Here is a 26,876-nt window from a genome sequence, read left to right as displayed (position 1 = left end):
CAGGATGGATGTTTCACGTGAAACCGGTCGACCCGCGCCTGCTCCGCTACGCCCATGCCACCCGCGGCTTCCTTGTCGCGGTGGTGCTACTCGGGCTTGCCGGAGCGGGCCTGGTCGTCGGCCAGGCGATGCTGATCGCCGAGATCGTGGTCGGCGCCTTCCAGCACGATCTCGATCTCGGCGCCCTGACCACACCGCTGGCGCTGCTCGCCGCGGTCTCCGTCGGGCGTGGCCTGGTCTCCTGGCTCACCGAGCTGGCCGCGCACCGCGCCGGAGCGGCGGTCAAGTCCGAGCTGCGGATGCGGCTGATCGAGCGGGCGGCGCAGCTGGGTCCCACCCATCGCCCGGCCACCGCCCCTGATGGCGCTTCGCGCGATGTCGAACTGCGCACCGGCGAGCTCACCACCCTCGCCACCCGCGGTATCGACGCCCTCGACGACTACTTCGCCCGCTATCTGCCGCAGCTGGGACTGGCGGTCGTCGTCCCCCTCGCGGTGCTGGCCCGGATCGTCACCGGCGACTGGATCTCGGCGCTGACGATCGTCCTCACCCTCCCGCTGATCCCGCTCTTCATGATCTTGATCGGCTGGGCCACCCAGTCGCGGATGGACCGTCAGTGGCGGCTGCTCGCCCGGCTGTCCGGCCACTTCCTCGATGTCGTCGAGGGCCTGCCCACCCTCAAGGTCTTCGGCCGGGCCAAGGCCCAGGCCGCCGCCATCCGCACCATCACCAGCGCATACCGCCGCGCGACGCTGCGTACCCTGCGGATCGCCTTTCTCTCCTCCTTCGCGCTGGAGCTGCTCGCCACCATCTCCGTGGCGCTGGTCGCCGTCGGCATCGGTATGCGGCTGGTGCACGGCGAACTGGACCTCTACACCGGCCTGATGGTGCTGGTGCTGGCGCCCGAGGCGTATCTGCCGCTGCGGCAGGTGGGCGCGCAGTACCACGCCGCGGCCGAGGGGCTCGCGGCCGCGGAGGAGATCTTCGCGGTGCTGGAGACGCCGCTGCCGGTGCCCGGCACCGCGCCCGCGCCCGAGGGCACCGCGCTGGCCGTCGAGGGGCTGGTGGTCCGCCACTCAGGCCGGACCGCCGACTCGCTGCCCGCGACCTCGTTCGAGGTGCGGCCCGGCGAGACCGTCGCACTGGTCGGCCCCTCCGGCGCCGGCAAGTCCACCCTGCTGAGCGTGCTGCTCGGCTTCACCGCACCGTCCCGGGGCCGGGCCCTCGTCGACGGCCAGGACATCGCGTCCCTCTCCCCAGAGAGCTGGCGGCAGCGGATCGCCTGGGTGCCGCAGCACCCGCATCTGTTCGCGGGCTCCATCGCCGAGAACGTACGACTGGCCCGTCCGGACGCGGACGACGCCACGGTGCGCACCGCGCTGGCCGACGCCGGCGCGCTGGACTTCATCGACGCACTCCCCGACGGCATGGCGACCCGGCTCGGCGAATCCGGCGCAGGGCTCTCCGCCGGCCAGCGCCAGCGCCTCGCGCTCGCCCGCGCTTTCCTTGCCGACCGCCCGATCCTGCTCCTGGACGAGCCCACCGCGAATCTGGACGGCGAGACCGAGGAGGCGATCGTGGCCGCGGTCCGGCGGCTCGCGGTCGGCCGTACGGTCCTGCTCGTCGTCCACCGGCCGGCGCTGCTGGCGGTGGTGGACCGGGTGGTGCGGCTGCCGGATCCGGGGGGTGCGGACGGTGTGCGGCCGATCGATGCGGTGGGTGCGGACCCACGCGCCGCCGTGCACGCGGGAGCAGCCGTGGACTCGGCGCCTGGGGACCGGGATTCCGCCGAGGTGCCGGCCGACGAACCGGGCGCGGCCGAAACCGCCGACGCCAACTCCGCCGACCCCGGCCGCGGTGCGGCGCTGACCCGGCTGCGGCGGACGGCCCGGGCCCGCCGGGCGCGGTTCGCGCTGGCGCTGCTGCTCGGGAGCCTCGCGCTGGGCAGCGCGGTGGGCCTGATGGCGACCTCCGGCTGGCTGATCTCGCGCGCGGCGCAGCAGCCGCCGGTGCTGTATCTGATGGTGGCGGTCACCGCGACCAGGGCGTTCGGGATCGGGCGCGCGGTCTTCCGGTACGCCGAGCGGCTGGTCGCCCATGACGCCGTGTTCCGGATGCTCGCCGACGTACGCGTCGCCGTCTTCCGGCGGCTGGAGCGGCTCGCGCCGGCCGGGCTCAAGGAGCGCAGCCGCGGCGATCTGCTGTCGCGGCTGGTGGCCGATGTCGACGCGGTGCAGGACTACTTCCTGCGCTGGCTGCTGCCCGTCGGGGCGGCGGTGCTGGTCGGCGCGGGGGCCGTCGGCTTCACCGGCTGGCTGTTGCCGGAGGCCGGGGCGATCCTCGCCGTGGGGCTGCTGCTCGCGGGTGCGGGTGTGCCGGCGCTCTCGGGCGCGCTGGCCCGGCGGGCGGAGCGTCAGCTGGCGCCGGCCCGCGGCCGGCTCGCCACCCGCGTCGTCGATGTGCTCACCGGCACCGCCGAGTTGACGGTGGCCGGCGCCCTCACCTCCCGTACGGACGCGGTGCGGCGCGCGGACCGTGAGCTGACCCGGATCGCCTCCCGCTCGGCCGCCGTGGCCGGGACCGGCGCCGGGCTCTCGGCGCTGCTGTGCGGACTGACCGTTGCCGCGGCGGCGGTGGTCGGCGTCCAGGCCGTACACGCGGGCCGGTTGGAGGGGGTGGCGCTGGCCGTCGTCGTGCTCACCCCGCTCGCCGCGTTCGAGGCGGTGACGGGGCTGCCGCTCGCCGTGCAGTACCGGCAGCGCACCCGGCGCGCCGCCGAGCGGGTCTTCGAGGTGCTGGACGCCCCGGCGCCGGTACAGGAACCGGCCACGCCGGCCGCCCCGCCCGAGACGCCGTTCCCGCTGGTCGTACGGGATCTGACCACGCGCCACACCGGTCAGGACCGGCCGGCGCTGGACGGCGTCGGCTTCACCCTGACGGCCGGCCGCCGGCTCGCCGTCGTCGGCTCGTCCGGCTCCGGCAAGACCACGCTGGCGCAGGTGCTGCTGCGCTTCCTGGACCGGGAGTCGGGGACGTACACGCTGGACGGAACGGACGCCCAGGCGCTGGACGGGGACGCGGTCCGGCGGCTGGTGGGGCTGTGCGCGCAGGACGCGCACATCTTCGACAGCTCACTGCGGGAGAACCTCAGGCTCGCCCGCCGGGACCGGCGGCCCGCCGCGGACAACGCCGGTGACCTGGACCTGTGGGACGCGCTCGGCCGGGCACGGCTCGCGGACTGGGTGCGCGGGCTGCCCGACGGCCTGGACACCATGGTCGGGGAGCACGGCGCCCGGCTGTCCGGCGGCCAGCGGCAGCGGCTGGCGCTGGCCCGCGCGCTGCTCGCGGACTTCCCCGTACTCGTTCTCGACGAGCCCGCCGAGCATCTCGACCTGGCCACCGCCGACGCGCTGACCGCCGATCTGCTGGCCGCGACCGAGGGCCGTACGACGGTCCTGATCACCCACCGCCTCACCGGTCTTGACGCGGTCGACGAGGTGCTGGTGCTGGACCGCGGGCGGGCCGTGCAGCGCGGCGGATACGCGGAGCTGGCCGCGGCCGACGGCCCGTTCCGGCGGATGCTGGAGCGCGAGCGGGCGGTGGACGCGGCCCTGCCCATAACGGAGCTTTCTGTAGAAATGGCTCCTTAATTGGCCCCTTATTAGGCTCGTGGGCATGGCAGCCACGGCAGGACCTCCGCTCCCGGATCCCACGGACCCCGGGAGCAGGGGCGCGGGCGCGGACCCCGACCCCATGGACGCCGCCACCGAGGCCACCCGCAGCCTGCAGGGCCTGTCGACCGAGCTGACCGCCCGGGTGCCGCAGCTGCTGGAGGCGATGCGTACGGTCGGCGCGGGTTTCGATCTGCACATCACCCTCGACCGGATCGTGGAGACCGCCGCCGAGCTCGCCGACGCCCGCTATGCCGCCATCGGGATCATCGACGACGCCCGCGTGGGGCTGTCGGACTTTGTGACGTACGGCGTGACCGCGCGCGAGCACCGGCGGATCGGTGCGCTGCCCGACGGCCACAAGGGCCTGCTCGGCGCGCTCATCCACGATCCCAAGCCGCTGCGCCTCGCCGACCTCACCCAGGACCCCCGCTCGGCCGGATTCCCGCCGGAGCACCCGCCGATGCGGACGTTCCTGGGGGTGCCGATCCGCGTCCAGGGCGAGATCTTCGGCAACCTCTATCTGACGGAGAAGCGCGGCGGCGGGCAGTTCAGCGAGGAGGATCTGCACATGGTGCGGGTGCTCGCCACCGAAGCCGGTATCGCGATCGGCAATGCCCGGCTGTACGCGGCGTCCCGGCAGCGGGAGCGCTGGATCGACGGTTCGGTGGCGGTGACCACCGAACTCCTCGCCGGCAGCGATGTCGACGATGCGCTCGCGGTGGTCGCCGAACAGGCCCGCAAGCTGGCGGATTCGGCGGCCGGCATCGTGCTGCTGCCCGACGACGAGGGCGGTCTGGAGATCGTCGCGGTGTCGGCGGACGACCCCACCGGGATCATGGGGACGCAGATTCCGCCCGACAGCCCGGTGGCCGAACAACTTCTCGCCGGTGAGCCGGTGTTCGTGGACGACTCGGCCACCGACCCGCGCATGGTCACGGCCATCGCACCGCGCTTCGGGCCGAGCATGATGCTGCCGCTGAAGAGCGGTGGCCGGGTGCTCGGCACCCTCGCAACACCGCGTGCCCGTGGCGCCCGCCCGTTCAGCGGGGCCGAGCGAACGCTGGCCACCCAGTTCGCCGCGCAGGCTGCGCTGGCGCTCGTACTGGCCGATGCGCAGCGCGACCGCGAGCGGCTCGCGGTCTACGAGGACCGTGACCGGATCGCCCGTGACCTGCACGATCTCGTGATCCAACGGCTGTTCGCGACCGGCATGATGCTGGAGAGCGCACAGCGCAGGTCCGTCGTGCCGGAGGTGGCGCAGGGCGTCGGCAAGGCCGTCGACGAGCTGGACGTCACCATCCAGGAGATCAGGACCGCGATCTTCGCCCTCCAACAGGGCCCGGCCGAGGCGCCGTCCGGGCTGCGCACCCGGGTCCTGCGCGAGATCGGCACCGCCGCCGTACCGCTCGGCTTCCAGCCGTCGGCCAGCTTCATCGGCCCGGTCGACTCCCGGGTCGGCGAACTGACCGGCAAGAATCTGATCGCCGCGCTGCGGGAGGCGCTGTCGAACGCCTTCCGGCACGCCCAGGCCTCCCGGATCGAGGTCGTCGTCGACGCCACGATCCGCCTGCCGGACGGCACCGACGGCGTCCGTCTGACCGTCGCCGACGACGGCATCGGCATCCCGGACAGCGGCCGTCGCAGCGGCCTCAAGAACCTTGCCAAGCGCGCGGAGTCGCTGGGCGGCTCCAGCACCTACGGCCCCGGGCTGGGCGAGGACGGCACGGGCACGAAGGTGACGTGGGAGGCGCCGCTGTGAGGGTCCTGCGCTGTCTCCGCCAGCGCAGGCGATCGTCCTGCTGGCGGTCCTGTCAGCGGTCCCGCTGCTCGTGGCGCTGCTGAAGGATCCGCTCGATGACGACCGCGACACCGTCGTCATTGTTGGATTCGGTACGCCGCGTCGTGGCGGCCAGCACGTCCGGGTGGGCGTTGGCCATGGCGTACGAGGTGCCGGCCCAGGTCAGCATCTCGATGTCGTTCGGCATGTCCCCGAAGGCGACGACCTCTTCCGGCGTGATGCCACGCTCGGCGCAGCAGCGGGCGAGGGTGCCGGCCTTGCTGACGCCGGGTCCGCTGATCTCCAGGAGCGCGGTGGGGCTGGACCGGGTGAAGGACGCGAGATCACCCGCGGCCGTACGGGCCAGCTTGAGGAACGCGTCGGGGTCCAGGTCGGGGTGGTGGGCGAGCAGCTTGATCACGGGCTGGTCGGGGAAGGTGGGGGCGGTGGGGCCTTGGCGCTCGCTGGAGCTCTTGGTGCCGTCGGCCAGGTCGCCCGGCCGCCCGGTCGCCTCACGGGGCTCGGCCGGGCAGTCCGGCTCGGTCGCGCTCGGGAACAGCGGCGGTACGAAGTCCTCGGCGAGCAGTTTCTCCGCCGGCGCGACGATCGCGGCCGGGTCCAGGAGGAGGGGCGGGTACTGCGGCTCGTAGTGGATGCCGCTGGTCCGCTCGACCGCGAACGAGGTGCCCGGCGCGGCGCTGCGCAGCGCGTCCACGACCTGTAGCGCGACCGTGCGTTCCAGGGGGCTGACCTCGACGATCAGGCCGCCGCGGTGCAGATCGACGACGGCCGCGCCGTTCGCGCAGATGGCCAGGCCGTGGCCGTGCACATGGTCGCTGACCACGCCCATCCAGCGGGCCGGGCGCCCGGTGACGAAGAACACCTCGATGCCGGCCCGCTCCGCGGCGGCGAGCGCGGCGATCGTCCGGTCGGAAACCGTCTTGTCGTCGTGCAGCAGCGTGCCGTCGAGGTCGGTGGCGATCAGCCGGGGCGCAACGGCCGGTGCGGGCGCCCGGAGTGGGGTGTCGGGGGCATCAGTCACGGGGTCATCTTCCCGTACCACCGCGCACAGGCGTGCGGTGGGTTGCGCGGATGAGCCCGGGGCGGCCGGGAGGGGGCGCGGATGGGGGCGTGCGGGCCGGCCGCGCCCCGGAGGCGGATCGTCCGGAACGTCCGGACGGCCGTACGCTCGGGGGTATGCGACTGAGCACCGTGATACTCCCCGTCCGCCGTTGGTCCGAAGGTGGCCGGGAGGTGTGGCAGCGCGCCGAGGAGCTGGGCTTCCACGCCGCGTACACCTATGACCACCTTTCGTGGCGAACCTTCCGCGACCAGGCCTGGTTCGGCGCCCTCCCGACCCTGACCGCGGCCGCGGCCGCGACCTCCCGGATGCGGCTGGGCACCCTCGTCACCTCGCCGAACTTCCGGCACCCGGTCACCCTCGCCAAGGAACTGATCTCGCTCGACGACATCAGCGACGGCCGGATCACCCTGGGCATCGGCGCCGGCGGCAATGGCTTCGACGCCACCGCGCTCGGTCAGGAGCCCTGGTCGCCGCGGGAACGGGCGGACCGTTTCGGCGAGTTCGTGGCGCTGCTGGACCGGCTGCTGACCCAGGACGCCGTCTCCCACGAGGGCGTCCACTACTCCGCACACGAGGTCCGCAACATCCCCGGCTGTGTGCAGCGGCCGCGGCTGCCGTTCGCGGTGGCGGCCACCGGGCCGCGCGGGCTGAAACTGGCCGCCCAGTACGGCCAGGCCTGGGTGACGACCGGTGACCCCAAGGTCTCGAACGGGGGCGGTACGCCCGCCGAGTCGCGCGAGGCGATCCGCGGGCAGATCGAGCGGCTCTCGAAGGCCTGCGCCGACCAAGGCCGGGACGGCGGCGAACTGCAGAAGATCATGCTGACCGGTTTCACCCCGGAGCGTCCGCTGGACTCCGTGGACGCCTTTGTGGACTTCGCCGGCCACCACGCCGAGCTGGGCATCGATGAGCTCGTCATCCACTGGCCGATCGCCGATTCGGTCTTCGAGGCCGATGTCGCGGTCTTCGAGCGGATCGCCACCGAGGGGCTGGCGCAGCTGGCCGCCAGGTAGGCGGCTCCCGGCCGGATCGGTGCCCGTTGGGGGCCCGGTCCGCCGGTCCGCCCGGGGCGGCCGCTCACCGACGCGCCCGGCAGTCCTCTGGCCTCGGCTTTACCCCATATATAGACCTGAAGAGGGAGAATCGGGACAGCGGCGCAGTGTGCAGGGCGCGCGGCGTGCGGTGCGAAGACGGCGCGCGGCGGGTCGGCGCACTGCGCGAAGTGCGGCGTTTGTGGAGGAGCCATGGCACAGACCCGATTCGCCCCGGACCGCGGGCTGACCTCGCGCATGGTCACGACGATGTTCTTCATCGGACTGCTGTACGTTGTGGTCGTCGGCGTGCTGGTGGTGCTGCTCAAAGGCGCCTGGGTGGTGGTGCTGCTGATCGCTGGTGCCCTGTTCGTCGCGCAGTTCTGGTTCAGCGACCGGATCGCGGCATTCAGCATGGGCGCGCGCGAGGTCACGCCGGAGCAGGCGCCGGAGCTGCACGGCGCCGTCGACCGGTTGTGCGCGCTGGCCGATATGCCCAAGCCGAGGGTCGCGATCGCCGAGTCGGATGTGCCGAACGCGTTCGCCACCGGCCGTAATCAGAAGAATTCGATGGTGTGCGCCACGACCGGGCTGCTCAGGCGGCTGGAGCCGGAGGAGCTGGAGGGCGTGCTGGCCCACGAGCTCTCGCATGTCGCGCACCGCGATGTCGCGGTGATGACCATCGCGTCGTTCCTCGGTGTACTTGCCGGGATCATCACCCGGGCCGCCCTGTGGAGCGGCGTCGGCCGCAACAACCGGGACCAGAACGCGGCCATCGCCGTGCTCATCGTCACCGCCGTCAGCGTGGTCGTCTACGCGATCAGCTTCCTGCTGACCCGGCTGCTGTCCCGTTACCGCGAGCTGTCCGCCGACCGGGCCGCCGCGCTGCTGACCGGCCGCCCGTCGGCGCTGGCCGCCGCGCTGACGAAGGTCACCGGCCAGATCGCGCGGATCCCGACCGAAGATCTGCGCAAGGCCCAGCCGTTCAACGCCTTCTACTTCGCCCCGGCATTCAACAAGGAGAGCTTCAACCGGCTGCTGTCCTCGCACCCGACGCTGGAACAGCGGCTCGACCAGCTGGGGCGGATAGCTGCGGAGCTGGGGCGGCCGTGACGAGAGGGGCGGCGGAGGGGGCTGGTGCAGGTGCCGTAACGAGCAAGGAGGAAGTCGCGCATGGGATTTCTGGACGCCATCCTGGGCCGCAGCAAGCCGGTACGCCCCGATCTCGACCAGCTCTTCGCGCTGCCGTCCGCCGCGGTGACTCTCCAGGCCGCGGCCGGCTTTTCCCCGACGGGCCTGGGGTCGGTGTGTTTCGCGAGCGTCGAGGGCGGGGCGTTCTCGCGCATCCAGGAGGAGGCGCGGTCTCTGCTGGACGGTTCCGTGGAGTTCTCCCAGGACGCGTACGGCTATACGTGGCTGCTCGTACGGCATGACCCGGAGGACGTGGCGGGCCTGGTCAACGATCTGCACGCGGTCAATACGTCCTTGGAGGAGGCGGGGTTCGGCCCCCAGCTGCTGTGCTCGCTGGTCGGCTTCCGCGATGAACGGCAGCGGTCGCTGGCGCTGGTCTACCTCTACAAGCGCGGCACGTTCTACCCCTTCGCGCCGAAGCACGGCGACGGGGAGAAGCGCGACAACCCGCTCGAACTGCAGGTGCGGGCGATGCTCGGGGACGATCTGACGATCGAGCAGGACCTGGCGCGGTGGTTCCCGGTGTGGGGGGCACCGGGGCTCTGAGCCGGTGGCAAGGGGGCTACGGGGTGGTGGCTCAGCCCGGAAAGCGGAGGAACCGGGCCGGTACGCGGTTGGTGAGCCAGACCCCGTTGGCGCTGACCCGGAAGACATGCCCGGCCCGGTGCATCGCGGCCGCATCGACGGTCAGGACCACGGGCTTGCCGCGCCGCGCACCCACCCGGGTCGCGGTCTCGCGGTCGGGCGAGAGATGGACGGCATGCCGCGACATCGGCCGCAGCCCCTCGTCCCGGATGGCGGCCACGCTGCGGGCGACCGTGCCGTGGAAGAGATACGCGGGCGGTACGGCCGGCGGCAGATCGAGGTCGACGCGCACGGAATGGCCCTGGTTGGCGCGGATCCGGTCGCCCTCGATGGCGTAACGCTGCTTGTCGTTGCCGGCGACCACCGCCTCCAACTCCACCCGGGAGAAACGGAATCCATGGTGCGCGGCCGCCGCTATGAGCTCCTCGACGGACACCCAGCCCTGGGCGTCGAGGGTGATGCCGATCCGCTCCGGTTCATGGCGCAAATGCTTCGCCAGATACTTCGAGATGCGCACGGAGCGCTGGTCGTTCATGTCTCCAGAGTGCCGCGCCAGGGGGCCGGCGGCACCTGAATTCCTTCCCGGGGCACGGGGTCACTCCCCTTCGTGCTGCCGGCCTTCCTCGTGCTGCGCTGTCGCGAGCTCGCTCGCCTTTCTCGCCTTTGCGCTGGTCACCTCGTCGGCCGCCCAGCGGGCCCATTCCTCCTGGGTCGCCGACATCCGCAGGCCGTACTCCAGCGCGATCCGCCCGTAGACCGAAATCATTTCCTCGTCCCAGTGAGCTGTCTCTTCGATGTGCTTGTACGCGGCGCGGGCGCGGGCGGCGCGCTCGGCCTGATGCAGCAGGAACGTCTGCGCTTCGAGCGGCGTGACGATGCCGAGGAAGAAGACGCGCAGGAGGCCGTCATGGCGCTGGGGGCCGCTGGGTTCGACCTCGGTGAGCCAGCGGCGGAGCTCCGCCAGGCCGTCCTCGGTGATCGCGTACTCCTTGCGGCCGCGGGGGCCGTGGGCGGCGACCTCGACCAGGCCCGCGGTCGTGAGTTTGGTGAGCTCGCCGTACACCTGACTCTGCGTCGCCGGCCAGACGTTCGAGAGCGTGGCGTTGAACAGCTTCATCAAGTCGTAGCCGCTCGCCGGGGATTCGGCCAACAGGCCCAGCACGGCATGTCTCAGGCTCATGGTCTGCACTTTACCTTCCACTCTTGACATGTCAAAGATGGAGCTTCTATCTTCGACATGTCGAAGTTGGAATGTGGGCGGGGCGCTTCGAGGCTCCGGTCGTATGGCTGCGTGCCAAGAGGGGGAAACATGAACTATCTGCGGGGCTTCATTCCGTGGCTGGTCTTCGCGGGGGTGTCCTCGGCCGGATGGCAGTGGGGTGCGCTCGCCGGTCTGGCGATATCCGTCGCGCTGCTCATCGCCGACCGCGCCGCGGGCCTTTCACTGGACTACCGCCTGCTGGAGTACGGCACGATCGTGTTCTTCGCGGCCCTCAGCGTGCTGGCCTTCGCCCGCCCCGACAGCGGCATCAAGCTCTACAGCAGCACCCTCTCGATGGGCTGGCTGGCGCTCATCGCCTGGGTGTCGATCGTCGTGCAGCGGCCGTTCACGATGGCGATCGCGCGCCGGATGGCTCCGCCGGAGGTCTGGCACACCCCTCTGTTCCGCCGCATCAACGTCGTGCTCACGGCCGCGTGGGCGCTGTCCTTCACCCTCACCGCGATCGCTCAGGCAGTCGTCTCCGCCTATGAGTTGAACGTGGTCTTCTCGATCGTCATCCAGATCGCCGGATTCGTTCTTCCCATCCGCTTCACCGCCGCCTATCCGGAGCGAGCCCGTGCCCGCTTCCAGCAGGAGTCCGGCGTGCGGGCCGACGCCCGAGGAGGCCTGGCCTCATGACCACCACACCCCCGACCACCGCATCCGAATCCACCGCCCCCGCACCGCACATGGCCGGCAACTTCGCACCGGTCACGGAGGAGCTGACCGCCTACGACCTCCCGGTCACGGGCGTCATCCCGCCCGAGCTCAGCGGCTGGTTCCTGCGCAACGGCCCGAATCCGCGGGACGCCGACTCACCGCACTGGTTCTTCGGCGACGGAATGGTCCACGGCCTGCGTCTGGAGGGCGGCCGAGCCGTCTCCTACCGCAACCGCTGGGTCCGCACCTCCACCTTCACCGACGGCGTGCGCCCCGTGGACGCACAGGGCCGCCGCAATCTGGCGGCGGGCGTGGCCAACACCCACATCGTCCGGCATGCCGGCCGCACCCTCGCACTGGTCGAGACGTCGTTCCCCTATGAAGTGGACTGCCGCCCCGGCCATGAGCTGGAGACCATCGGCGCCCATGACTTCGGCGGCCGGCTCACCACCGCCATGACCGCCCACCCCAAAACGTGCCCCACGACCGGTGAGCTGCACTTCTTCGGCTACGGCGGGCCCACCCCGCCCTACCTCACCTATCACCGGGCCGACGCCGCAGGGGAGTTGGTGATCAGTCGCCCCATCGATGTCCCGGGGCACACGATGATGCATGACTTCCATCTGACCGCCGGCCATGTCATCTTCATGGATCTCCCGGTCGTCTTCGACCGCAGCCGCCGCGGTATGCCGTACAGCTGGGCTCCGGAGTACGGCGCCCGACTGGGCGTGCTGCGCCGCGACGATCCCCACGGCGAGGTCCGCTGGTTCTCCATCGACCCCTGCTATGTCTTCCACTCCCTCAACGCCCACGACGACGGCGACCAGCGGATCGTTCTCTATGTATCCCGCTACGCCGACTACGGCGGAATGAGCCCGTCCCACCTCTGGCGCTGGACGATCGATCTCGCCTCCGGCACGGTCGCCGAGGAGCAACTCGACGACCAGTTCTGCGAGTTCCCCCGGGTGGACGACCGCCTCGCCGGGCAACCGGCCCGCTTCGGCCACGCGATGACTGGCGAGCTGCCGGGTACCGGGCCGATACCCGGCGCCCTGCTCCGCTACGACCTGCAGACCGGCGCGGTCGTCCGGCATGACTTCGGTCCGGGGCGCACTCCGGGCGAGGCGGTCTTCGCCCCGGCGGACGACCGTCCGGGAGGGCCCGGCTGGCTGATCACCTACGTCTATGACGCGACCACCGACACCAGCGATCTGGTCGTACTCGACGCGGAGGACATATCCGCCGACCCGGTAGCCACGGTCCATCTCCCGCAGCGTGTGCCGTACGGCTTTCACGGCAACTGGCTGCCGGATCCGTCGAGTTGATGCACCTGGAGGGCATGGAGGCGCAAGGCCTAAGGGGCCGAGGAGGCAGAGGAAGCCGTGAGGGCGCGGGGGGACCGTGCACCGCCTGATCTTTGACAATTGCAGAGGGAAGACAGCTGAGAAGTGGCGAGAGTCGGCGCGTGGATACGACCGGGGACGACGGCGCGTTAGCGCTCCGGGGCATCGGATCCGTGGGCCCCGGGGGCTCCGTGCCCGCCCGCGGCCAGGGCGTCCATGGTGCGGGCCGCCACCTCCCGGTGTGCGGCGGCGGCGATAAAGGCGGCCGTGTTCTCCGCGCCTACCAGGGCGCGCACGGCCTCCACGGCGTCGGAGGGGAGCATCACAGCCTCCGAGGCTGCGTCGGAGGGGAGCACCACAGCCTCCGAGGCTGCCTGCGGGACGCTCGCCGAGGCCGCCTGCGGGGCTGTCTCTGAGACCGCCGCGGAGTCTGTCGCCGAGTCGGTCGCGGTACGGGGGTCCGCGACCGGCCCGGGGGCTGACCGTGGCCGAGGAACGTCCCTGGGGCCACCGGCCATGGGCTCGGCCTCGCCCGCCGACAGGGTTCCGCCGCCGGCCCCGTCGGCCTCCCGTGCCTCCCCCGGGAGTGCCTCGCTCAGGTGGTGGCGGAGGTAGCGGGTGGCCAGGGTGCGCATGGCGCGGGCGAGTTCGGCGTCGATGGTCTGCTGGGCCAGGGGGCGCAGCCGGCGGACGAGGGCTGCGGCCTCCGCGGCCTCGGCGTCGGTGGGCGGGTGGTCCAGGAACGGCTGGAAGACATGCTCGGTGGTGAAGTCCAGGAAGCGGGAGGCGATGTGTTCGACCTGGCTGCGCACCTCCCGCAGATGACCGGAGATCGCCAGGAGCGGGACGCCGGCGGAGTGCAGTTCGGCGGCGACGGCGAGCTCCTGCGGGCTGGGGACGAGGAACTCGTCGTCCCGGCCGGGGACACGTTCCAGGACGCCCAGGTCGACGGCCTCGGCCACGGCCGCGTCGTGGGAGGTGCCCCCGAAGGCGGCGTCCAGGTCCGCGCGGCTGATGCGGGACGCCTCCTCGTCCGTCCAGGGCCCGTCGATCTCGGCGACCAGGCCAAGGACTCCGCCGAGGTCGAGACCGGCGTCCCAGGCCTCGAGGAGTTCCTTGATGCTGGCGAGGGTGTAGCCGCGGTCGAGCAGATCGGCGATCTGGCGCAGCCGCGCCAGATGGGCGTCGCCGTAGACATTGGCCCGGCCGCGGCGTTCCGGGCGGGGGAGCAAACCGCGGTCCTGGTAGGCGCGGATGGTGCGGACCGTGGCGCCGCTGATGTGGGCCAGGTCCTCGATGCGGTATTCGGCCGTCGGCGGCTGCTCGGTCACTGCGGTGCTCCTCACGAGTTGGCCGCGCGCTACGAGATTGCCGCGCGGCCCACCGCGCCCGCCGCGGCCCGCGCGGCCGGGGAGGACGCCAGATGGGCGACGGCCGTGCGCAGCGACCCTTCCTGCGAGGGATGGTACGACCGCCGCAGATACCGCGGTATCGCCGCTCCCAGCTCACGCCAGGTCGGCAGCAGTCCCTTGCGGACCGCGCGGTTGTGCTCGCGCAGCGCATAGCGGGAGCGGGCGGCGAGCTGCGGGTCGTGCCGGAGGAGATAGGCCGTTCCCCAGGCCCAGAGGTAGAGCAGGACGGGGGCCGTCACGGCCATGCCCAGGATGCGCCGGACATGGCGGGCGGGGTCCTCGCCGCCGGCGTGCTGGTACATGTCGAAGGCGACCGCGCGGTGCTCGACCTCTTCCGCGCCGTGCCAGCGCAGCAGATCGAGCATGACCGGATCGGGCTCGGCGCGGTCGAGGCCCCCGGCGTGCAGCACCCAGCCTCCTTGAAGACCTTGACGAACCATCGCTCGCCCGCCGGCAGCAGCAGATGCAGCACATTGATGATGTGGGTGGCGGTGGGTTCGTCCGGTATCCAGGGCAGCGGCGTCTCACGCCAGTCGAACGAGACCCGGCGGGGTGTGATCGGGTGGTGGGCCGGGAGGTGTGACGGTGACCTACCCATGCGCGGCTCCTGAGGTGCGCAGTGCTCCGGTTCTCGGCGGGGACGCGTCCCGGGGCGGCCGGACGCTCTCCGGCCGGCCCGGGGCACGCCGTACGGCGGCGGGCATGGGTGCGACGTCCCGGTGCTACAGCCGCGGCTCGATGCGGGCGAGGGCGCGCAGGGCTCGCGGGGTGAAGCGGGACATCAGCTGGGCACCGCGCGCCTCGGGGGTGACAGGCACCACCGCCTGGTTGCGGACGACCGCACGCAGGATGGCGTCGGCGACCTTCTCCGGCGGGTAGTTGCGCATCCCGTACATCCGCGCGGCCTTGGCCTGGCGGCGCTTCTCCTCGCCGGCGGAGACGCCGGTGAAGCGGGCGGTGGTGGTGATGTTGGTGTTGACCAGCCCGGGGCAGATGGCCGAGACACCGATGCCCTGGCCGGCCAGCTCGGCGCGCAGACACTCGCTGAGCATCAGGACGGCCGCCTTGGAGGTGCTGTACGCGGGCAGCATCTTGGACGGCTGGAAGGCGGCGGCCGAGGCGGTGTTGACGATATGGCCGCCCTGTCCGCGGTCCGCCATCCGCTTGCCGAAGATCCGGCAGCCGTGGATGACGCCCCACAGATTGACGTCCAGGACCTTCTTCCAGTCCTCGGTGCTGGTCTGCAGGAAGGAGCCGGACAGGCCGATGCCGGCGTTGTTCACCAGGATGTCGACGGTGCCGTACTCGGCGTCGACCTTGTCGGCGAGTTTCTCCATCGCCGCCTCGTCCGAGACATCGACGACCTCCGCCCAGGCCTGTGGTGCACCGATCAGCCGGGACATGTCGGCGGTCCGGGCCGCGCCCTCGGCGTCGCGGTCGACGGCGATGATCCGCGCGCCGGCCTCCGCGAAGGCGAACGCCGTCGCCCGGCCGATGCCGCTGGCCGCGCCGGTCACCAGTACCAGCTGTCCGCCGAACCGATCGGCGTGCGGGCCGGACGCCACGACCTGCTTCGCCGGATCACCCTCTTCCTTGGCGGCGACGAACTCGGTGATCCAGGAGATGAGCTGGTCGGGGCGGGTGCGGGGCACCCAGTGCTTGGCCGGGAGGGTGCGGCGTACCAGCTGGGGCGCCCACTGCTCCAGGTCGTCGTAGAGCCGCTGGGAGAGGAAGGCGTCGCCGGTGGGGGTGATGAGCTGGACCGGGCAGTGCGCATAGGCGTCGGCGCGCGGGCGGCGGAGCCGGGCGCGGACATTGTCGCGGTAGAGCCAGGCGCCATGGGCCGCGTCGGTCGGCAGCGAAGCGGTCGGATAGTCGCCGCCCGGCACCTTCTCCATCCGTTGCAAGATCTGCGGCCAGCGCTTGCCGAGCGGGCCCTTCCACGCCAGCTCGGGCAGCATGGGGGTGTGCAGCATGTAGACGTACCAGGACTTGGCGCCCTGGTTGAGGAGCTGGGCGGCGCGCTGGGGGGTGGGGCGCGCCATCCGCTTCTTGATCCAGTGGCCGAAGTGGTCCAGGGACGGGCCCGACATGGAGGTGAAGGAGGCGATCCGGCCCTCCGTACGCGGCACCGTGGCGAACTCCCAGGCCTGTACGGAGCCCCAGTCATGGCCCACCAGATGGACCGGCCGATCAGGGCTGATGGCATCCGCGACGGCCAGGAAGTCGTCCGTCAGCTTCTCCAGGGTGAAGCCGCCCCGCAGCGGCTGCGGGGCGGTGGACCGGCCGCAGCCCCGCACGTCGTAGAGCACCACATGGAAGCGGCCGGCCAGGCCGCGGGCGACCTCGGACCACACCTCCTTGCTGTCCGGATAGCCGTGCACCAGCATCACCGTGGGCTGCGCCGGATCCCCCAGCTCGGCGACGCACAGTTCGATCCCACCGGTCCGCACCCAGCGTTCCCGAGCCCCCTCCAGCCCCGCACCGCTCCCGGCCGCGGATCCGGCCCCGGCCCCGGCCCCGGCCGCGGAACCGGCCGCGGATCCGGCCCCGGACCCGGGCTGCCGCCCCCGCCCCCGAACCGCACCCGACCCACGGCTATCGCCACGGCCATCGCCCCGGCCCCAGCCATCGCCCCGGCCACCGCCACCGCTACCGCCCTCGCCACTACGGCTTCCCCGTCCACGTCCCGTGTTCACGCGGCCTTCTCCTCCTGCCAGCGCCGCACATGCGGCAGATCGTCGTCCAGCCAAAAAGCGCTCTCCTGCGGGTCCTTGGAGTCCGTGACGACCAGGATCTCCTCGAACTTCGCGCCCGTGCCCCGGAACCCGAGGTGGGGTTCGACCGCCCACAGCCCCGGCTGCGGCGGGTGGTCGGAGAAGGTGTACGGGCTCCACAGCGGGGACCAGCCGTCACGATGGCCGTGCAGCGCATCGGAGGCGAGGCCCTTGAGGGACTGGGTGCCGAACCCGAAGAGGGTGGGGGACCAGCGCCGCTCCTTGACCCGGTCGATCTTGTGCGCGATGACGCCGAAGGGGTAGGCGCGGTGGCGGTTGGCGTACCCCTGCCGCACCATCAGCCGGTCGACGTCCTGGTAGATCTCCCGCAGCGGACGTCGCTCGCGCACCTCGCGCAGGATCAGCTCCCGGTGCGCCTCCAGGTCGGCGAGCAGCCGGTCGTGCACGGGNGATCAGCTCCCGGTGCGCCTCCAGGTCGGCGAGCAGCCGGTCGTGCACGGGGTTGAGGCCGAGGCAGCCGGAGTAGCCGATGTCGGCCGTGAAGCCCTGATGGACCGGAGCCATGTCGAGGATGAAGGCCATCCCCGGTTCCAGCTCGCGGTTGGTGGGGAAGAACTGCAGCGGTACGCGGAAGTTGACGAAGGCGGTGCGGTCGCCGAACCAGGCGAAGGGCAGATGGAACCAGTCCCGCACCCCGCGCTCGCGCAGCCACTCACGCTGCATCCGCGCCGCCGCGCGCTCGGTGACCCCGGGCTTGAGCTGGGCGGCCACCGCTTCCGCGCAGGCATAGGCGAGCCGCTGGACCTCTCTGAACCCCCTTAGCCCGGCGGTAAGTCCGGCTCCTGCTGAGGTCGCTGAGGTGACTGAGGCCATCGCCAACCGTCCGTCCGTGAGCAGTTCATCGCGGTACGTGCCCGTAACTTGACACTGATGAATGTGACAATGACCGGCGGCTGTGTCAAGGGGTGCGTACATAAGCGACCCAACCCCGATGCCGGGGCCGCTCACAGCAGGAGGACCCCTACGGGCACGTAGTCCCGCAGGGGGAGGCACATCCCATCGTTTGGGTTGACGACCGATGTGGTGGGCGCCACTACCGTCGATGACGTGACTGTGATCGTGACCGAAAGCCTGAGCAAGCGGTACCCGCGGGTGACCGCCTTGGACCGGCTCTCCGTTGACATCGCCCCCGGCGTAACGGGCCTGGTGGGTGCCAACGGCGCCGGTAAGTCCACCCTGATCAAGATCCTTCTCGGACTGGCCCCCGCCACCGAAGGGACCGCACATGTCCTCGGCCTGGACGTGACCAAGGACGGCGGCACCATCCGTGAGCGGGTCGGCTATATGCCCGAGCACGACTGCCTGCCGCCGGACGTCTCGGCCACCGAGTTCGTCGTGCACATGGCCCGGATGTCCGGCCTGCCGCCGACCGCCGCCCGTGAGCGCACCGCGGACACCCTGCGCCATGTCGGCCTCTACGAGGAGCGCTACCGCCCCATCGGCGGCTATTCGACGGGCATGAAGCAGCGCGTGAAACTGGCCCAGGCGCTGGTTCACGACCCGCAGTTGGTGTTCCTCGACGAGCCCACCAACGGCCTCGACCCGGCCGGGCGGGACGAGATGCTCGGCCTGATCCGGCGCATCCACACCGACTTCGGGATCTCGGTCCTGGTGACCTCCCACCTCCTCGGCGAGCTGGAGCGCACCTGCGACCATGTCGTCGTCATCGACGGCGGCAAGCTGCTGCGCTCCTCCTCCACCGATGAGTTCACGCAGGTCACGACCTCGCTGGCGGTCGAGGTCACGGACACCGACGCACATCCGGACGGCGCCGAAGCGCTGCGCGCCGCGCTGGCCGGTGCCGGTGTCGCGGTGACCACCGGCGCCGCCGGCTCCGAGGGCCTCGCCTCCCCCGGCCACCTGCTGTATGTCGAGGCGGCCGGTGAGGAGACCTACGACCTGGTGCGGGACGCCGTTGCCGGACTCGGCCTCGGCCTGGTCCGGATGGAACAGCGCCGCCACCAGATCGCCGAGGTCTTCCGCGACGAGGACACGGCGCACGCCGGCCCCGCCACCGCAGGCGCCCCGAGCGCCCCGTACGCCACCCAGGACGGAGGCGCCCACGATGTCGCCTGAGCCCACGACCTCCGTATCCGCCACACCAGGTGGCGCCTATATCCACAACATCGGCTACCGCCACTACGACGGCCCCCGCCTGGGCCGCGCCTATGCCCGCCGGTCACTCTTCTCGCAGAGCCTGCGCGGCGCCTACGGCCTGGGCCGTTCGGCCAAGAGCAAGGTGCTGCCGATGCTGCTCTTCGCGGTGATGTGCCTGCCCGCCGCGATCATGGTCGCGGTGACGGTGTTCACCAAGGCCGGCAGCCTCCCGGTCGGCTACACCCGCTACGCCATCTACCTCCAGGCCGTCATCGGCCTCTTTCTGGCCGCGCAGGCACCGCAGTCCGTCTCCCGCGATCTGCGCTTCAAGTCCATACCGCTGTATTTCTCCCGCCCCATCGAGCGCGGCGACTATGTGGCATCGAAGTTCGCGGCCATGGCGAGCGCCCTGTTCATCCTCACCGCCGCCCCGCTGCTGGTCCTCTACGTAGGGGCGCTGCTGGCGAAGCTGGACTTCGTCGACCAGACCAAGGGGCTGGCGCAGGGACTGGTCGCCGTGGTGCTGCTCTCGCTGCTGTTCGCCGGGATAGGCCTGGTCGTCTCCGCGCTCACACCGCGCCGCGGCTTCGGTGTCGCCGCCGTGATCGCCGTACTCACCATTCCGTACGGCGCCGTCAGCGCCGTCCAGGGCATCGCCTTCGTCCAGGGCAGCGAGTCCGCCGTCGGCTGGCTGGGACTGTTCTCCCCCATCACGCTCATCGACGGGGTGCAGTCGACCTTCCTGGGTGGCATCAGCTCCTTCCCCAACGGCCTGGCGCCGACGACCGGTGCCGGATTCGTCTATCTCCTCGTCACGCTGACCGTCATCGCCGGCTGCTATGCCCTGCTGATGCGCCGCTACCGGAAGGCCGGGCTGTGACCGCCCGCCCGTCGCCCGCCACCACCCGTCAAAGGAATGGGCTGCGCCCATGAGTACTCTTCGTATCGACCATGTCTCGCGCTGGTTCGGCAATGTCGTCGCCGTCAACGACATCACGATGACCATCGCCCCCGGCGTGACCGGGCTGCTCGGCCCCAACGGCGCCGGCAAGTCCACCCTCATCAACATGATGGGCGGGTTCCTGGCGCCCTCCAACGGCACCGTGACCCTCGACGGGACGACCATCTGGCGCAACGCCGGCATCTACCGCCACATCGGCATCGTCCCGGAGCGCGAGGGGATGTACGACTTCCTCACCGGGCGGGAATTCGTCGTCGCCAACGCCGAGTTGCACGGCCTCGGCCGGGCGGAAGCGGCCAGGGCGCTGGCCACCGTCGAGATGGAGTACGCCCAGGACCGCAAGATCTCGACGTACAGCAAGGGCATGCGGCAGCGCGTGAAGATGGCGTCCGCGCTGGTCCACGACCCGTCCGTGCTGCTGCTCGACGAGCCGTTCAACGGGATGGACCCGCGCCAGCGGATGCAGCTGATGGAGCTGCTGCGACGGATGGGCGACCAGGGCCGTACGGTCCTGTTCTCCTCGCACATCCTGGAGGAGGTCGAGCAACTCGCCTCGCACATCGAGGTGGTGGTGGCCGGCCGGCATGCCGCGTCCGGTGACTTCCGTAAGATCCGCCGGCTGATGACCGACCGCCCGCACCGCTATCTCGTCCGGTCCGACAACGACCGGGCGCTGGCCGGTGCGCTGATCGCCGACCCTTCGACGTCCGGTATCGAGGTCGACCTCGCCGAGGGCGCGCTGCGCATCCAGGCGGTCGACTTCGGCCGCTTCACCGAACTCCTGCCGCGGGTCGCCCGCGACCACGGCATCCGCCTTCTGACGGTCTCGCCCTCCGACGAGTCGCTGGAATCCGTCTTCTCCTACCTCGTAGCGGCCTGAGGCCAGAAAGGAGCCCTGACGCATGTCCACGACCACTCCGACGGCCCCGCCCGCGCCCGCCGGCGCGCCCAAGGTCTCGCTGTTCCACCCGACCGTCGCCCGGCTCACCTACCGCGCCCTGCTCGGCCGCCGGCGGGCCCTGATCCTCTTCGCGCTGCCCGCCCTCCTGGTGATCATCGCGCTGGCCGTCCGCATGATCGCCGGCGCCGACGATTCCACCGCCGGCGGCATCCTGGGCGGCTTCGCGCTGGGCACGATGGTGCCGCTGATCGGCGTCATCGCCGGTACGGGCGCGATCGGACCGGAGATCGACGACGGCTCGGTGGTCTATCTGCTGGCCAAGCCGGTGCCCCGGCCGACGATCATCCTCACCAAACTCCTGGTCGCGATAGGCGTCACGGTCGCCTTCTCCGCCGTCCCCGTTCTGCTCGCCGGCTTCCTGCTCAACGGCAACAGCCAGCAGATAGCAGTGGGGTACGCCGTGGCGGCGGCCGTCGCCTCGGTCGCCTACAGCGCCCTCTTCCTCCTCTTCGGCACGATCACCCGGCACGCCGTGGTGTTCGGCCTGGTCTACGCCCTGGTCTGGGAGGCGCTCGTCGGCACCCTCGTCCCGGGCGCGAAGACCCTCAGCATCCAGCAGTGGGCGCTGGCGGTCGGCCAGAAGGCGGCCGCGGAGGGTGCGATCATCTCCGACGTCCAACTGCCGCTCGCCATCGGCCTGTTGGTGGCCCTCACGGTCGCCGCCACCTGGTACGCCGGCCGCCGGCTGAAGGCGCTCACCCTGGCGGGCGAGGAGTAAGGCCCCGGCCGGGCGGCGGGGCCCCGCCCCGTCGCCTAAGCGCCGCCCCCGCCGCCACTGCCGCCGTTTTTCTGCAGCGCGTTGAACTCGCTGACGTTCCGCAGATGCTCCTGGTAGTCGGCGGTGAAGCGGGTGTCGCCCGGTTTGACGGTGACGAAGTAGAGCCAGTCGCCGGCGGGCGGCGCGCCGGCCGCCTTCAGCGCGTCCGCCCCGGGGTTGTCGATCGGGGTGGGCGGCAGGCCCTGGCGCTTGTAGGTGTTGTACGGGCTGTTGGTCCTGGTGTCGGCGTGGCTGGTGTTGAGCGTGCTGCGGCCCAGCGCGTAGTTGATCGTCGAATCCATCTGCAGCGGCATGTTCCGCGCGAGCCGGTTGTCGATGACCCGGGCGACCTTGCCCATATCGGCCGGCCGGTCCGCCTCGGCCTGCACGATGCTGGCGATCACGACCGTCCGGTAGGAGGCGATGCCGTCGTCGGCGAGCCGCTGATTGGCGGTTTTGACCATGTAGGAGAGCAGCGAGGCCGGGGTGGTGTCCGAGCTGATCGGATATGTCGCCGGGAAGAGATAGCCCTCCGGATTGCCCTTCGCCTCGTCCGGCAGCGTGAGATGCGCGGTCCTGGCGGCCTTCGCGGTGGAGCCCTTCGGCAGATGCAGGGCCTTGTCGGCGGCGGCGTAGATCTGCGTGGCCCGCTGCCCCTCCGGCACGGTCAGCTTCTCCCCGTGCCCCGGCCCGCGCAGCAACCGCGGCAGGAGCAGCACGGCGAGGAACACCAAGAGACACAACACGGCCACGAGAATGAGCCGGCCGGCGCGGGAGGGCCGCGGTCCTGACCGGCGAACGGTGCGCTGAACATCGCTCATGAGGGCACGGTAGGCCACGACCCCAGGGCGGTGGGACGGCTACCCCCGGATCGGTGCCGACGACGGAGATCGTTCACCAAGCCGTCATGCGGTGCCCACCTGCGGCGTCACCGGGACGCGGACGACGGGCCGGCCCCAGCTTTTCCGCGCTACGCCTTCCCCTCGCCCCGGCACGAGCCCCCGCCCGAGCCCCCGTCCCCACCCCTGTCCCCGATCCGCCGATCGCGCCCCGCGCCCGTGCCCAGCAGGGCGAGACCTGCGCAGACGGCGAGCAGCAGCACGAGGGGGACGGTCCAGCCCTGCGTGGCCTGGTGGACGGCGCCCAGGACCAGGGGACCGGCGGCGGCGAGAAGGTAGCCGCCGGTCTGGGCCATGCCGGAGAGGCGGGCGGCGGTGTGGGCGTCGCCGGAGCGCAGGACCATCATCGTCAGGGCCAGGCCCAGCGCGCCGCCCTGTCCGACGCCGAGGAGCGCGGCCCACAGCCAGGCGCCGGCCACCGGTGCCACCAGCAGACCGGTGACGCCGCAGGCCATCAGCGCGGAGACCGCCACCCCCAGCAGCCGCTGACGTCGCATCCGTCCCGCGAGCATCGGCACCACGAACGAACCGACCATCTGCACCAGCGTGCTGAAGGCGAAGACCAGCCCCGCCTCGCCCTTGCCCATGCCGTGGTCGGTGAAGATCGTCGGCATCCAGGCGATGACCACGTACGCGATCAGGGACTGCGAGCCCATGAAGAGCGTGACCTGCCAGGCCAGCGGGGAACGGCTCAGCCGCGGACCGTTCGCGACGGTGTGGACGGGCGTGGCTGCGGCGGCGCCGTGCGGTGTGCCCCGGCGGGCCATGAGCGTCTGGGGGATCCAGACGACCGCGGCGACGGCGGCCAGCAGCGACCAGGAGACCAGCGAACCCTGCCAGCCGCCGAGCGCGTTCTCCAGCGGGACCGCGGAGGCGGCCGAGACCGTCGCACCAAGGATCATCGCGGTCGAGTACAGGGCCGTCATGCCGGCGGCCCGATCCGGGAAGTCCCGCTTGATCAGGCCCGGCATCAACACGTTCAGCAGGGCTATCGAGGCGCCGACCACCGCACATCCGGCGAACAGCGCGACGACCGGCGGCGCGATCCGCAGCACGATCCCGCCGCACAGCGCCACCAGCGCCCCGCACAGCACCGCCTCGGTGCCCCAGCGGCGGGCCAGCTTCGGCGCGACGATCGAGCCCAGGCCCATGAAGATCAGCGGGATGGTCGTCACCAGGCTGCTGGCGGTCGCGGCCAGGTGGAAGTGCGCGCCGATCTCACTGAGCAGCGGCGAGACCCCGGCCAGCGCCGCCCGCATGTTGAGCGCCGCGAGCACGATCCCGGCCAGGACCAGGGCGGGGTGGGCCCGTAGCCGGCGGCGGGCCGTGGCGACCGGTGGCGCCGCGACCAGATCCTCCTCGGCGTCGACCAAGGGTGCTTCGGAGCTGGGCGCAGACATGCGTGCGTACCTCGTCAAGGGTGCGTGGTTACAAGGAGGTTGGGGGGAGGGCGGGGGCTAGCCCAAAACCGTGGGTCGGCCGCTCAGCGGGCGGCCAGCAGGGCCTCCACCGCCCGTTTCGGCTTCTCCAGCAGTTCGCGGGTGGCCCGCTCCGCGGCCTCGGGGTCGCCCGCCGCGATCGCGTCCAGGACGGCGCGGTGATCGCCGTGCACGATCTTCGGCATCGCATGGTCGTCGAGCGCGCTGACCAGGGCCTCCCGCACCGAACTGCTGAACCAGCCGTAGGTCGCCGTGAGCGCGGTGTTGTGCGCGGCCTCGACGACGGCCTTGTGGAAGGCGATGTCGTGATCGGCGTAGAGCTCCAGGCTGCCGGAGTCGGGCGCTCCCTCCGCGTCCGCCAGCTCGGCCTGGGCGTCCAGAGCCGCCCGCATCCGTGCCAGGTCGGCGGGCCGGTGCCGCAGCGCGGCCAGCCGGGCGGCCTCCGCCTCCAGGGCGATCCGCAGTTCCAGGACGTCGCGGATACCGGCCCGTTGGACGCCACGCATGATGTCGCCCGGGTCCGCCGTGGAGACCACGAAGGTGCCCTCGCCCTGACGCGTGCGCAGCATTCCGGCGTGGACGAGTACCCGGATCGCCTCGCGGACGGTGTTACGGCCGACCTGGAGCTGTTCGGCCAGGGCATGCTCGGTGGGGATCCGGGACCCGACCGTCCATTCACCGGCGGTCAGTTGGGACCGCAGGGCGTCGACGACGGTGTCCACGAGTGATTGCCGTCCCGCTGCGCGCAGCGCCATGTCCGCCGTCCTGCCTGTGTCGATACCGCCGTGCCGACGTATGCACCTGCTGTGCAGTGTCGATGCGTACGATCTGCCCGGTTGCCCAGTCATCCTACAACATGGATGCACCATGCACGGAACTGGGCCGAGGAGCTCAGAGGCCGCCGAGGGGCCTCTGAGCTCCTCACCAACCCCTTACAACCCGATATCCCGCTCCTGGATATCCGCCAGCGATTCCCGCCGTACGAGAAGGCGGGCCTGCCCCTGGGTGACCGCGATGACCGGCGGGCGGCCGACGAGGTTGTAGCCGGAGGCCATGGAGAGGTGGTACGCGCCGGCGACCGGGACGGCCAGCAGATCGCCGGGGCGGATGTCGCCGGGCAGCTGGGCGTCGGCGGCGAGCACATCGCCGGCCTCGCAGTGCCGGCCGACGACGGTGACCGGTTCCGGCGCGGCGGCCGAGCTGCGGCCGACCAGCCGGGGCGCATAGCGCACCCCGTACAGCGCGGGCCGCGGGTTGTCGCTCATCCCGCCGTCCACCGCAACGAACGTGTGCGCGCCGGTGCGCTTGACGGACAGCACCCGGTAGAGCACGACACCGGCCGGACCCGCGATGGCGCGGCCGGGTTCGACGGCGAGCCGTGGCACCGGCAGGCCGGCCGCCGCACAGCCGCCCGCCAGTTCGGCGCGGATCTTGGCGCCGAGGGAGGCGATGTCCAGCGCGGGCTCGCCGGGGCGGTAGGCAACGCCATGGCCGCCGCCGAGGTCCAGCTCCGGCAGCGTGATGCCGTGCTGCTCATGGATCCGGGCCAGCAGGCCGACCAGCCGTCGCACGGCCGACAGATACGGCTTGGCGGTGGTGATCTGTGAGCCCAAGTGGCAGTGCAGGCCGACCAGTTCGAGGCGGGGCTGGCTGAGCACCCGGGCGATGGCGTGCTGCGCGGAACCGTCGGCGATCGACAGCCCGAACTTCTGGTCGTCGGTCCCGGTACGGATCTTGGCGTGGCCGCCCGCGGCGATCCCGGGCACGACTCTGATCAGCACCTTCTGCCGGCTGCCCGCCGGGACAGCGGCGGCCAGCCGGGCAATCTCCGAGGTGCTGTCGATGACGATCCGTCCGACGCCGAGCCGGAGCGCGGCCCGTAGGTCGGCCGGGCTCTTGGCGTTGCCGTGCAGCACGATCCGCTCGGGCGGAAAGCCGGTGGTGACGGCCAGCTCCAGCTCGCCGGCGGAGCAGACGTCCAGGCCCAGGCCCTCCTCCTGCACCCAGTGCACCATGGCGCGGCACAGGAACGCCTTGGCCGCGTAGAAGACGTCGGTGTCGGGGAAGGCCCGCAGATAGGCGCGGCAGCGGTGGCGTACCTCGTCCTCGTCCAGGACGTAGGCGGGGGTGCCGAAGCGGTCGGCCAGCTCGGTGAGCGGGACCCCGCCCACGGCGAGGTCGTCGTGGCCCAGGGGTGCCGCGGACGCGGGCCAGATGGACGGTGGTTCGCCCGGCCGCGCGGCGGCGGTGCGGGACGGTGGCGCCACGGTGGTGGCCGGCGGCGGGGCAGCGGCCCCGTGGGTGGTCCGGGTCTGGGGCAGAGTGCTGTGGCTCATGGTGGTTGCCCCTCCCTCAGACGGCCTGTAGGTGGTGCCTACGGGAAACTTCGGGGGCGAGCCGGGGATCGACGGTCAGAACGGTCGCTCCCACGGGTTCGGCCAGCGCACGCAGCGCGGGCTCGGAGAGCCTGACCCAGGGCTGGCCGCAGCCGAGGGCCGCGGCGAGCCGCTGTGGTGAGGTGAAGCCGACGGCGGTACGGCCGCCGAGCGGAGTGCGGAACAGGCGGGCCGTGCAGCCCGCGGGGCCCGACCGGACGGGGACGAACAAAAGCCCGGCCGGGACTCGATCGGCAGGCTCGGGATCTTCCGCGTAGAGATGGTGGGACACGGCGTTGCTCCTCGAACGGGACATCGGCGGCCCCGGACCGGTGAATGACGCGTACGCCGGGGCTCGCGCTCTGACGCTATGCCCGGGGAACGGGGCACTCCGCCGGTCGCTGACGCGTCATTGACGGTTTCTGGACGCTACTTGACGCGATGCTGCCGTCCGGTGGCCGATTGTGCGGCGGTGGTGACGCCGGGGCGCGGCCCGGCCGGTCCGGCCGCGGTCGGGTTCCTCGTGTGTGGACCGCCGCGCTTGACCTTGACACTGTGGAAAGCACTCCAC

Annotated in this window: 22 protein-coding genes and 2 pseudogenes; 11 read left to right on the top strand and 13 right to left on the bottom strand. The window is 71.7% G+C overall.

Going from position 1 to position 26,876, the window contains the following annotated elements:
* The first annotated feature begins 8 nt into the window (after nt 1-8).
* On the top strand, nt 9-3,650 hold the full coding sequence (gene cydD, locus DY245_RS17605) for a thiol reductant ABC exporter subunit CydD (protein ID WP_128508207.1): 3,642 nt from the start codon (nt 9-11) through the stop codon (nt 3,648-3,650).
* A 103-nt stretch (nt 3,651-3,753) separates the two neighbouring features.
* Nucleotides 3,754-5,433, top strand: coding sequence for a sensor histidine kinase (locus tag DY245_RS17600; protein ID WP_128508259.1), 1,680 nt, complete (start codon nt 3,754-3,756; stop codon nt 5,431-5,433).
* Between the two features lie 52 nt (nt 5,434-5,485).
* Here the strand turns inward: DY245_RS17600 and DY245_RS17595 are convergent, their stop codons facing one another.
* Entirely contained in the window at nt 5,486-6,493 is a 1,008-nt protein-coding gene (locus DY245_RS17595) for an HAD hydrolase family protein (protein WP_128508206.1), read from the bottom strand.
* Nucleotides 6,494-6,648: 155 nt separating this feature from the next.
* Here DY245_RS17595 and DY245_RS17590 point away from each other — a divergent pair, with 155 nt between their 5' ends.
* The 3 genes from DY245_RS17590 to pspAB all read left to right on the top strand — a co-directional run bounded on the left by DY245_RS17590 (nt 6,649) and on the right by pspAB (nt 9,303).
* The gene (locus DY245_RS17590; RefSeq protein WP_128508205.1) at nt 6,649-7,548 is read left to right on the top strand and encodes an LLM class flavin-dependent oxidoreductase; all 900 of its coding nucleotides are present in this window, start codon (nt 6,649-6,651) and stop codon (nt 7,546-7,548) included.
* Between the two features lie 231 nt (nt 7,549-7,779).
* A complete protein-coding gene (htpX, locus tag DY245_RS17585; RefSeq protein WP_128508204.1) occupies nt 7,780-8,679 on the top strand; it encodes a zinc metalloprotease HtpX in 900 nt (299 codons plus the stop codon).
* 60 nt (nt 8,680-8,739) lie between these two features.
* Nucleotides 8,740-9,303 carry a PspA-associated protein PspAB gene (pspAB, locus tag DY245_RS17580; protein WP_128508203.1) on the top strand — a complete coding sequence of 188 codons (564 nt, stop codon included), beginning with the start codon at nt 8,740-8,742 and terminating at the stop codon, nt 9,301-9,303.
* A gap of 31 nt (nt 9,304-9,334) precedes the next feature.
* On the opposite strand, the gene DY245_RS17575 is transcribed toward pspAB, so the two are convergent.
* The gene (locus DY245_RS17575) at nt 9,335-9,877 is read right to left on the bottom strand and encodes an RNA 2'-phosphotransferase (RefSeq protein ID WP_128508202.1); all 543 of its coding nucleotides are present in this window, start codon (nt 9,875-9,877) and stop codon (nt 9,335-9,337) included.
* Nucleotides 9,878-9,937: 60 nt separating this feature from the next.
* On the bottom strand, nt 9,938-10,522 hold the full coding sequence (locus DY245_RS17570) for a PadR family transcriptional regulator (RefSeq protein WP_128508201.1): 585 nt from the start codon (nt 10,520-10,522) through the stop codon (nt 9,938-9,940).
* A 129-nt stretch (nt 10,523-10,651) separates the two neighbouring features.
* Here DY245_RS17570 and DY245_RS17565 point away from each other — a divergent pair, with 129 nt between their 5' ends.
* Both DY245_RS17565 and DY245_RS17560 read left to right on the top strand, forming a co-directional pair.
* Nucleotides 10,652-11,242: a DUF3159 domain-containing protein gene (locus DY245_RS17565; RefSeq protein WP_128508200.1), complete on the top strand. Its 591-nt coding sequence runs from the start codon at nt 10,652-10,654 to the stop codon at nt 11,240-11,242.
* Nucleotides 11,239-12,588: a carotenoid oxygenase family protein gene (locus tag DY245_RS17560; RefSeq protein WP_128508199.1), complete on the top strand. Its 1,350-nt coding sequence runs from the start codon at nt 11,239-11,241 to the stop codon at nt 12,586-12,588. The genes DY245_RS17565 and DY245_RS17560 overlap by 4 nt, the downstream gene beginning before the upstream one ends.
* A gap of 167 nt (nt 12,589-12,755) precedes the next feature.
* On the opposite strand, the gene DY245_RS48290 is transcribed toward DY245_RS17560, so the two are convergent.
* From DY245_RS48290 to DY245_RS45255, 5 genes and pseudogenes are all read right to left on the bottom strand, one after another.
* Nucleotides 12,756-13,937: a MerR family transcriptional regulator gene (locus DY245_RS48290; protein WP_128508198.1), complete on the bottom strand. Its 1,182-nt coding sequence runs from the start codon at nt 13,935-13,937 to the stop codon at nt 12,756-12,758.
* Between the two features lie 29 nt (nt 13,938-13,966).
* Nucleotides 13,967-14,616: pseudogene (locus tag DY245_RS17550) on the bottom strand (metal-dependent hydrolase).
* Nucleotides 14,617-14,740: 124 nt separating this feature from the next.
* Nucleotides 14,741-16,471 carry an SDR family oxidoreductase gene (locus DY245_RS17545; protein WP_128508197.1) on the bottom strand — a complete coding sequence of 577 codons (1,731 nt, stop codon included), beginning with the start codon at nt 16,469-16,471 and terminating at the stop codon, nt 14,741-14,743.
* A 242-nt stretch (nt 16,472-16,713) separates the two neighbouring features.
* Nucleotides 16,714-17,205 (bottom strand): annotated as a pseudogene (locus DY245_RS46370) (M24 family metallopeptidase); the annotation flags it as partial.
* 1 nt (nt 17,206) lies between these two features.
* Nucleotides 17,207-17,629: M24 family metallopeptidase (locus DY245_RS45255; RefSeq protein WP_220377900.1), on the bottom strand; the 423-nt coding region annotated here is incomplete at its 3' end.
* Between the two features lie 207 nt (nt 17,630-17,836).
* On the opposite strand from DY245_RS45255, the gene DY245_RS17530 reads away from it, so the two are divergent.
* From DY245_RS17530 to DY245_RS17515, 4 genes are all read left to right on the top strand, one after another.
* Entirely contained in the window at nt 17,837-18,892 is a 1,056-nt protein-coding gene (locus tag DY245_RS17530) for an ABC transporter ATP-binding protein (RefSeq protein WP_128508258.1), read from the top strand.
* Nucleotides 18,882-19,793 carry an ABC transporter permease gene (locus tag DY245_RS17525; RefSeq protein ID WP_128508194.1) on the top strand — a complete coding sequence of 304 codons (912 nt, stop codon included), beginning with the start codon at nt 18,882-18,884 and terminating at the stop codon, nt 19,791-19,793. Before DY245_RS17530 ends, DY245_RS17525 begins: the two co-directional genes overlap by 11 nt.
* Nucleotides 19,794-19,842: 49 nt before the next feature.
* Nucleotides 19,843-20,754: an ABC transporter ATP-binding protein gene (locus tag DY245_RS17520; protein ID WP_128508193.1), complete on the top strand. Its 912-nt coding sequence runs from the start codon at nt 19,843-19,845 to the stop codon at nt 20,752-20,754.
* A gap of 79 nt (nt 20,755-20,833) precedes the next feature.
* Nucleotides 20,834-21,553 carry an ABC transporter permease subunit gene (locus DY245_RS17515; protein WP_128508257.1) on the top strand — a complete coding sequence of 240 codons (720 nt, stop codon included), beginning with the start codon at nt 20,834-20,836 and terminating at the stop codon, nt 21,551-21,553.
* Between the two features lie 35 nt (nt 21,554-21,588).
* Here DY245_RS17515 and mltG read toward each other — a convergent pair whose 3' ends face one another.
* The 5 genes from mltG to DY245_RS17490 all read right to left on the bottom strand — a co-directional run bounded on the left by mltG (nt 21,589) and on the right by DY245_RS17490 (nt 26,597).
* Nucleotides 21,589-22,344 carry an endolytic transglycosylase MltG gene (gene mltG / locus DY245_RS17510; protein ID WP_425329403.1) on the bottom strand — a complete coding sequence of 252 codons (756 nt, stop codon included), beginning with the start codon at nt 22,342-22,344 and terminating at the stop codon, nt 21,589-21,591.
* 218 nt (nt 22,345-22,562) lie between these two features.
* Complete coding sequence (locus DY245_RS17505) at nt 22,563-23,891, bottom strand: CynX/NimT family MFS transporter (RefSeq protein WP_128508191.1); 1,329 nt, start codon at nt 23,889-23,891, stop codon at nt 22,563-22,565.
* Nucleotides 23,892-23,974: 83 nt separating this feature from the next.
* Nucleotides 23,975-24,685, bottom strand: a complete 711-nt coding sequence (locus DY245_RS17500) for a FadR/GntR family transcriptional regulator (protein WP_128508190.1) — start codon at nt 24,683-24,685, stop codon at nt 23,975-23,977.
* 177 nt (nt 24,686-24,862) lie between these two features.
* Nucleotides 24,863-26,266 carry a diaminopimelate decarboxylase gene (gene lysA / locus DY245_RS17495; RefSeq protein WP_244943101.1) on the bottom strand — a complete coding sequence of 468 codons (1,404 nt, stop codon included), beginning with the start codon at nt 26,264-26,266 and terminating at the stop codon, nt 24,863-24,865.
* 16 nt (nt 26,267-26,282) lie between these two features.
* Nucleotides 26,283-26,597 (bottom strand): SAV_915 family protein, encoded by a 315-nt coding sequence (locus DY245_RS17490; protein ID WP_128508189.1) that lies wholly within the window; start codon nt 26,595-26,597, stop codon nt 26,283-26,285.
* Nucleotides 26,598-26,876 lie beyond the last annotated feature (279 nt).

The organism is Streptomyces inhibens, assembly GCF_003389455.1.
GTDB classification, from domain to species: Bacteria; Actinomycetota; Actinomycetes; order Streptomycetales; family Streptomycetaceae; genus Streptomyces; species Streptomyces inhibens.
This window is presented reverse-complemented; position numbering and strand designations above follow the sequence as displayed.

Excerpts from the sequence above, each read along its gene's own strand:
- lysA (WP_244943101.1), bottom strand. The coding sequence starts at position 26,266 with ATGAGCCACAGCACTCTGCCCCAGACCCGGACCACCCACGGGGCCGCT.
- DY245_RS17565 (WP_128508200.1), top strand. The coding sequence starts at position 10,652 with ATGAACTATCTGCGGGGCTTCATTCCGTGGCTGGTCTTCGCGGGGGTG.
- DY245_RS17575 (WP_128508202.1), bottom strand. The coding sequence starts at position 9,877 with ATGAACGACCAGCGCTCCGTGCGCATCTCGAAGTATCTGGCGAAGCAT.
- DY245_RS17525 (WP_128508194.1), top strand. The coding sequence starts at position 18,882 with ATGTCGCCTGAGCCCACGACCTCCGTATCCGCCACACCAGGTGGCGCC.
- DY245_RS17505 (WP_128508191.1), bottom strand. The coding sequence starts at position 23,891 with ATGTCTGCGCCCAGCTCCGAAGCACCCTTGGTCGACGCCGAGGAGGAT.
- pspAB (WP_128508203.1), top strand. The coding sequence starts at position 8,740 with ATGGGATTTCTGGACGCCATCCTGGGCCGCAGCAAGCCGGTACGCCCC.
- DY245_RS17600 (WP_128508259.1), top strand. The coding sequence starts at position 3,754 with ATGGACGCCGCCACCGAGGCCACCCGCAGCCTGCAGGGCCTGTCGACC.
- htpX (WP_128508204.1), top strand. The coding sequence starts at position 7,780 with ATGGCACAGACCCGATTCGCCCCGGACCGCGGGCTGACCTCGCGCATG.
- DY245_RS17570 (WP_128508201.1), bottom strand. The coding sequence starts at position 10,522 with ATGAGCCTGAGACATGCCGTGCTGGGCCTGTTGGCCGAATCCCCGGCG.
- DY245_RS17500 (WP_128508190.1), bottom strand. The coding sequence starts at position 24,685 with ATGGCGCTGCGCGCAGCGGGACGGCAATCACTCGTGGACACCGTCGTC.
- DY245_RS17560 (WP_128508199.1), top strand. The coding sequence starts at position 11,239 with ATGACCACCACACCCCCGACCACCGCATCCGAATCCACCGCCCCCGCA.
- DY245_RS17520 (WP_128508193.1), top strand. The coding sequence starts at position 19,843 with ATGAGTACTCTTCGTATCGACCATGTCTCGCGCTGGTTCGGCAATGTC.
- cydD (WP_128508207.1), top strand. The coding sequence starts at position 9 with ATGTTTCACGTGAAACCGGTCGACCCGCGCCTGCTCCGCTACGCCCAT.
- DY245_RS17590 (WP_128508205.1), top strand. The coding sequence starts at position 6,649 with ATGCGACTGAGCACCGTGATACTCCCCGTCCGCCGTTGGTCCGAAGGT.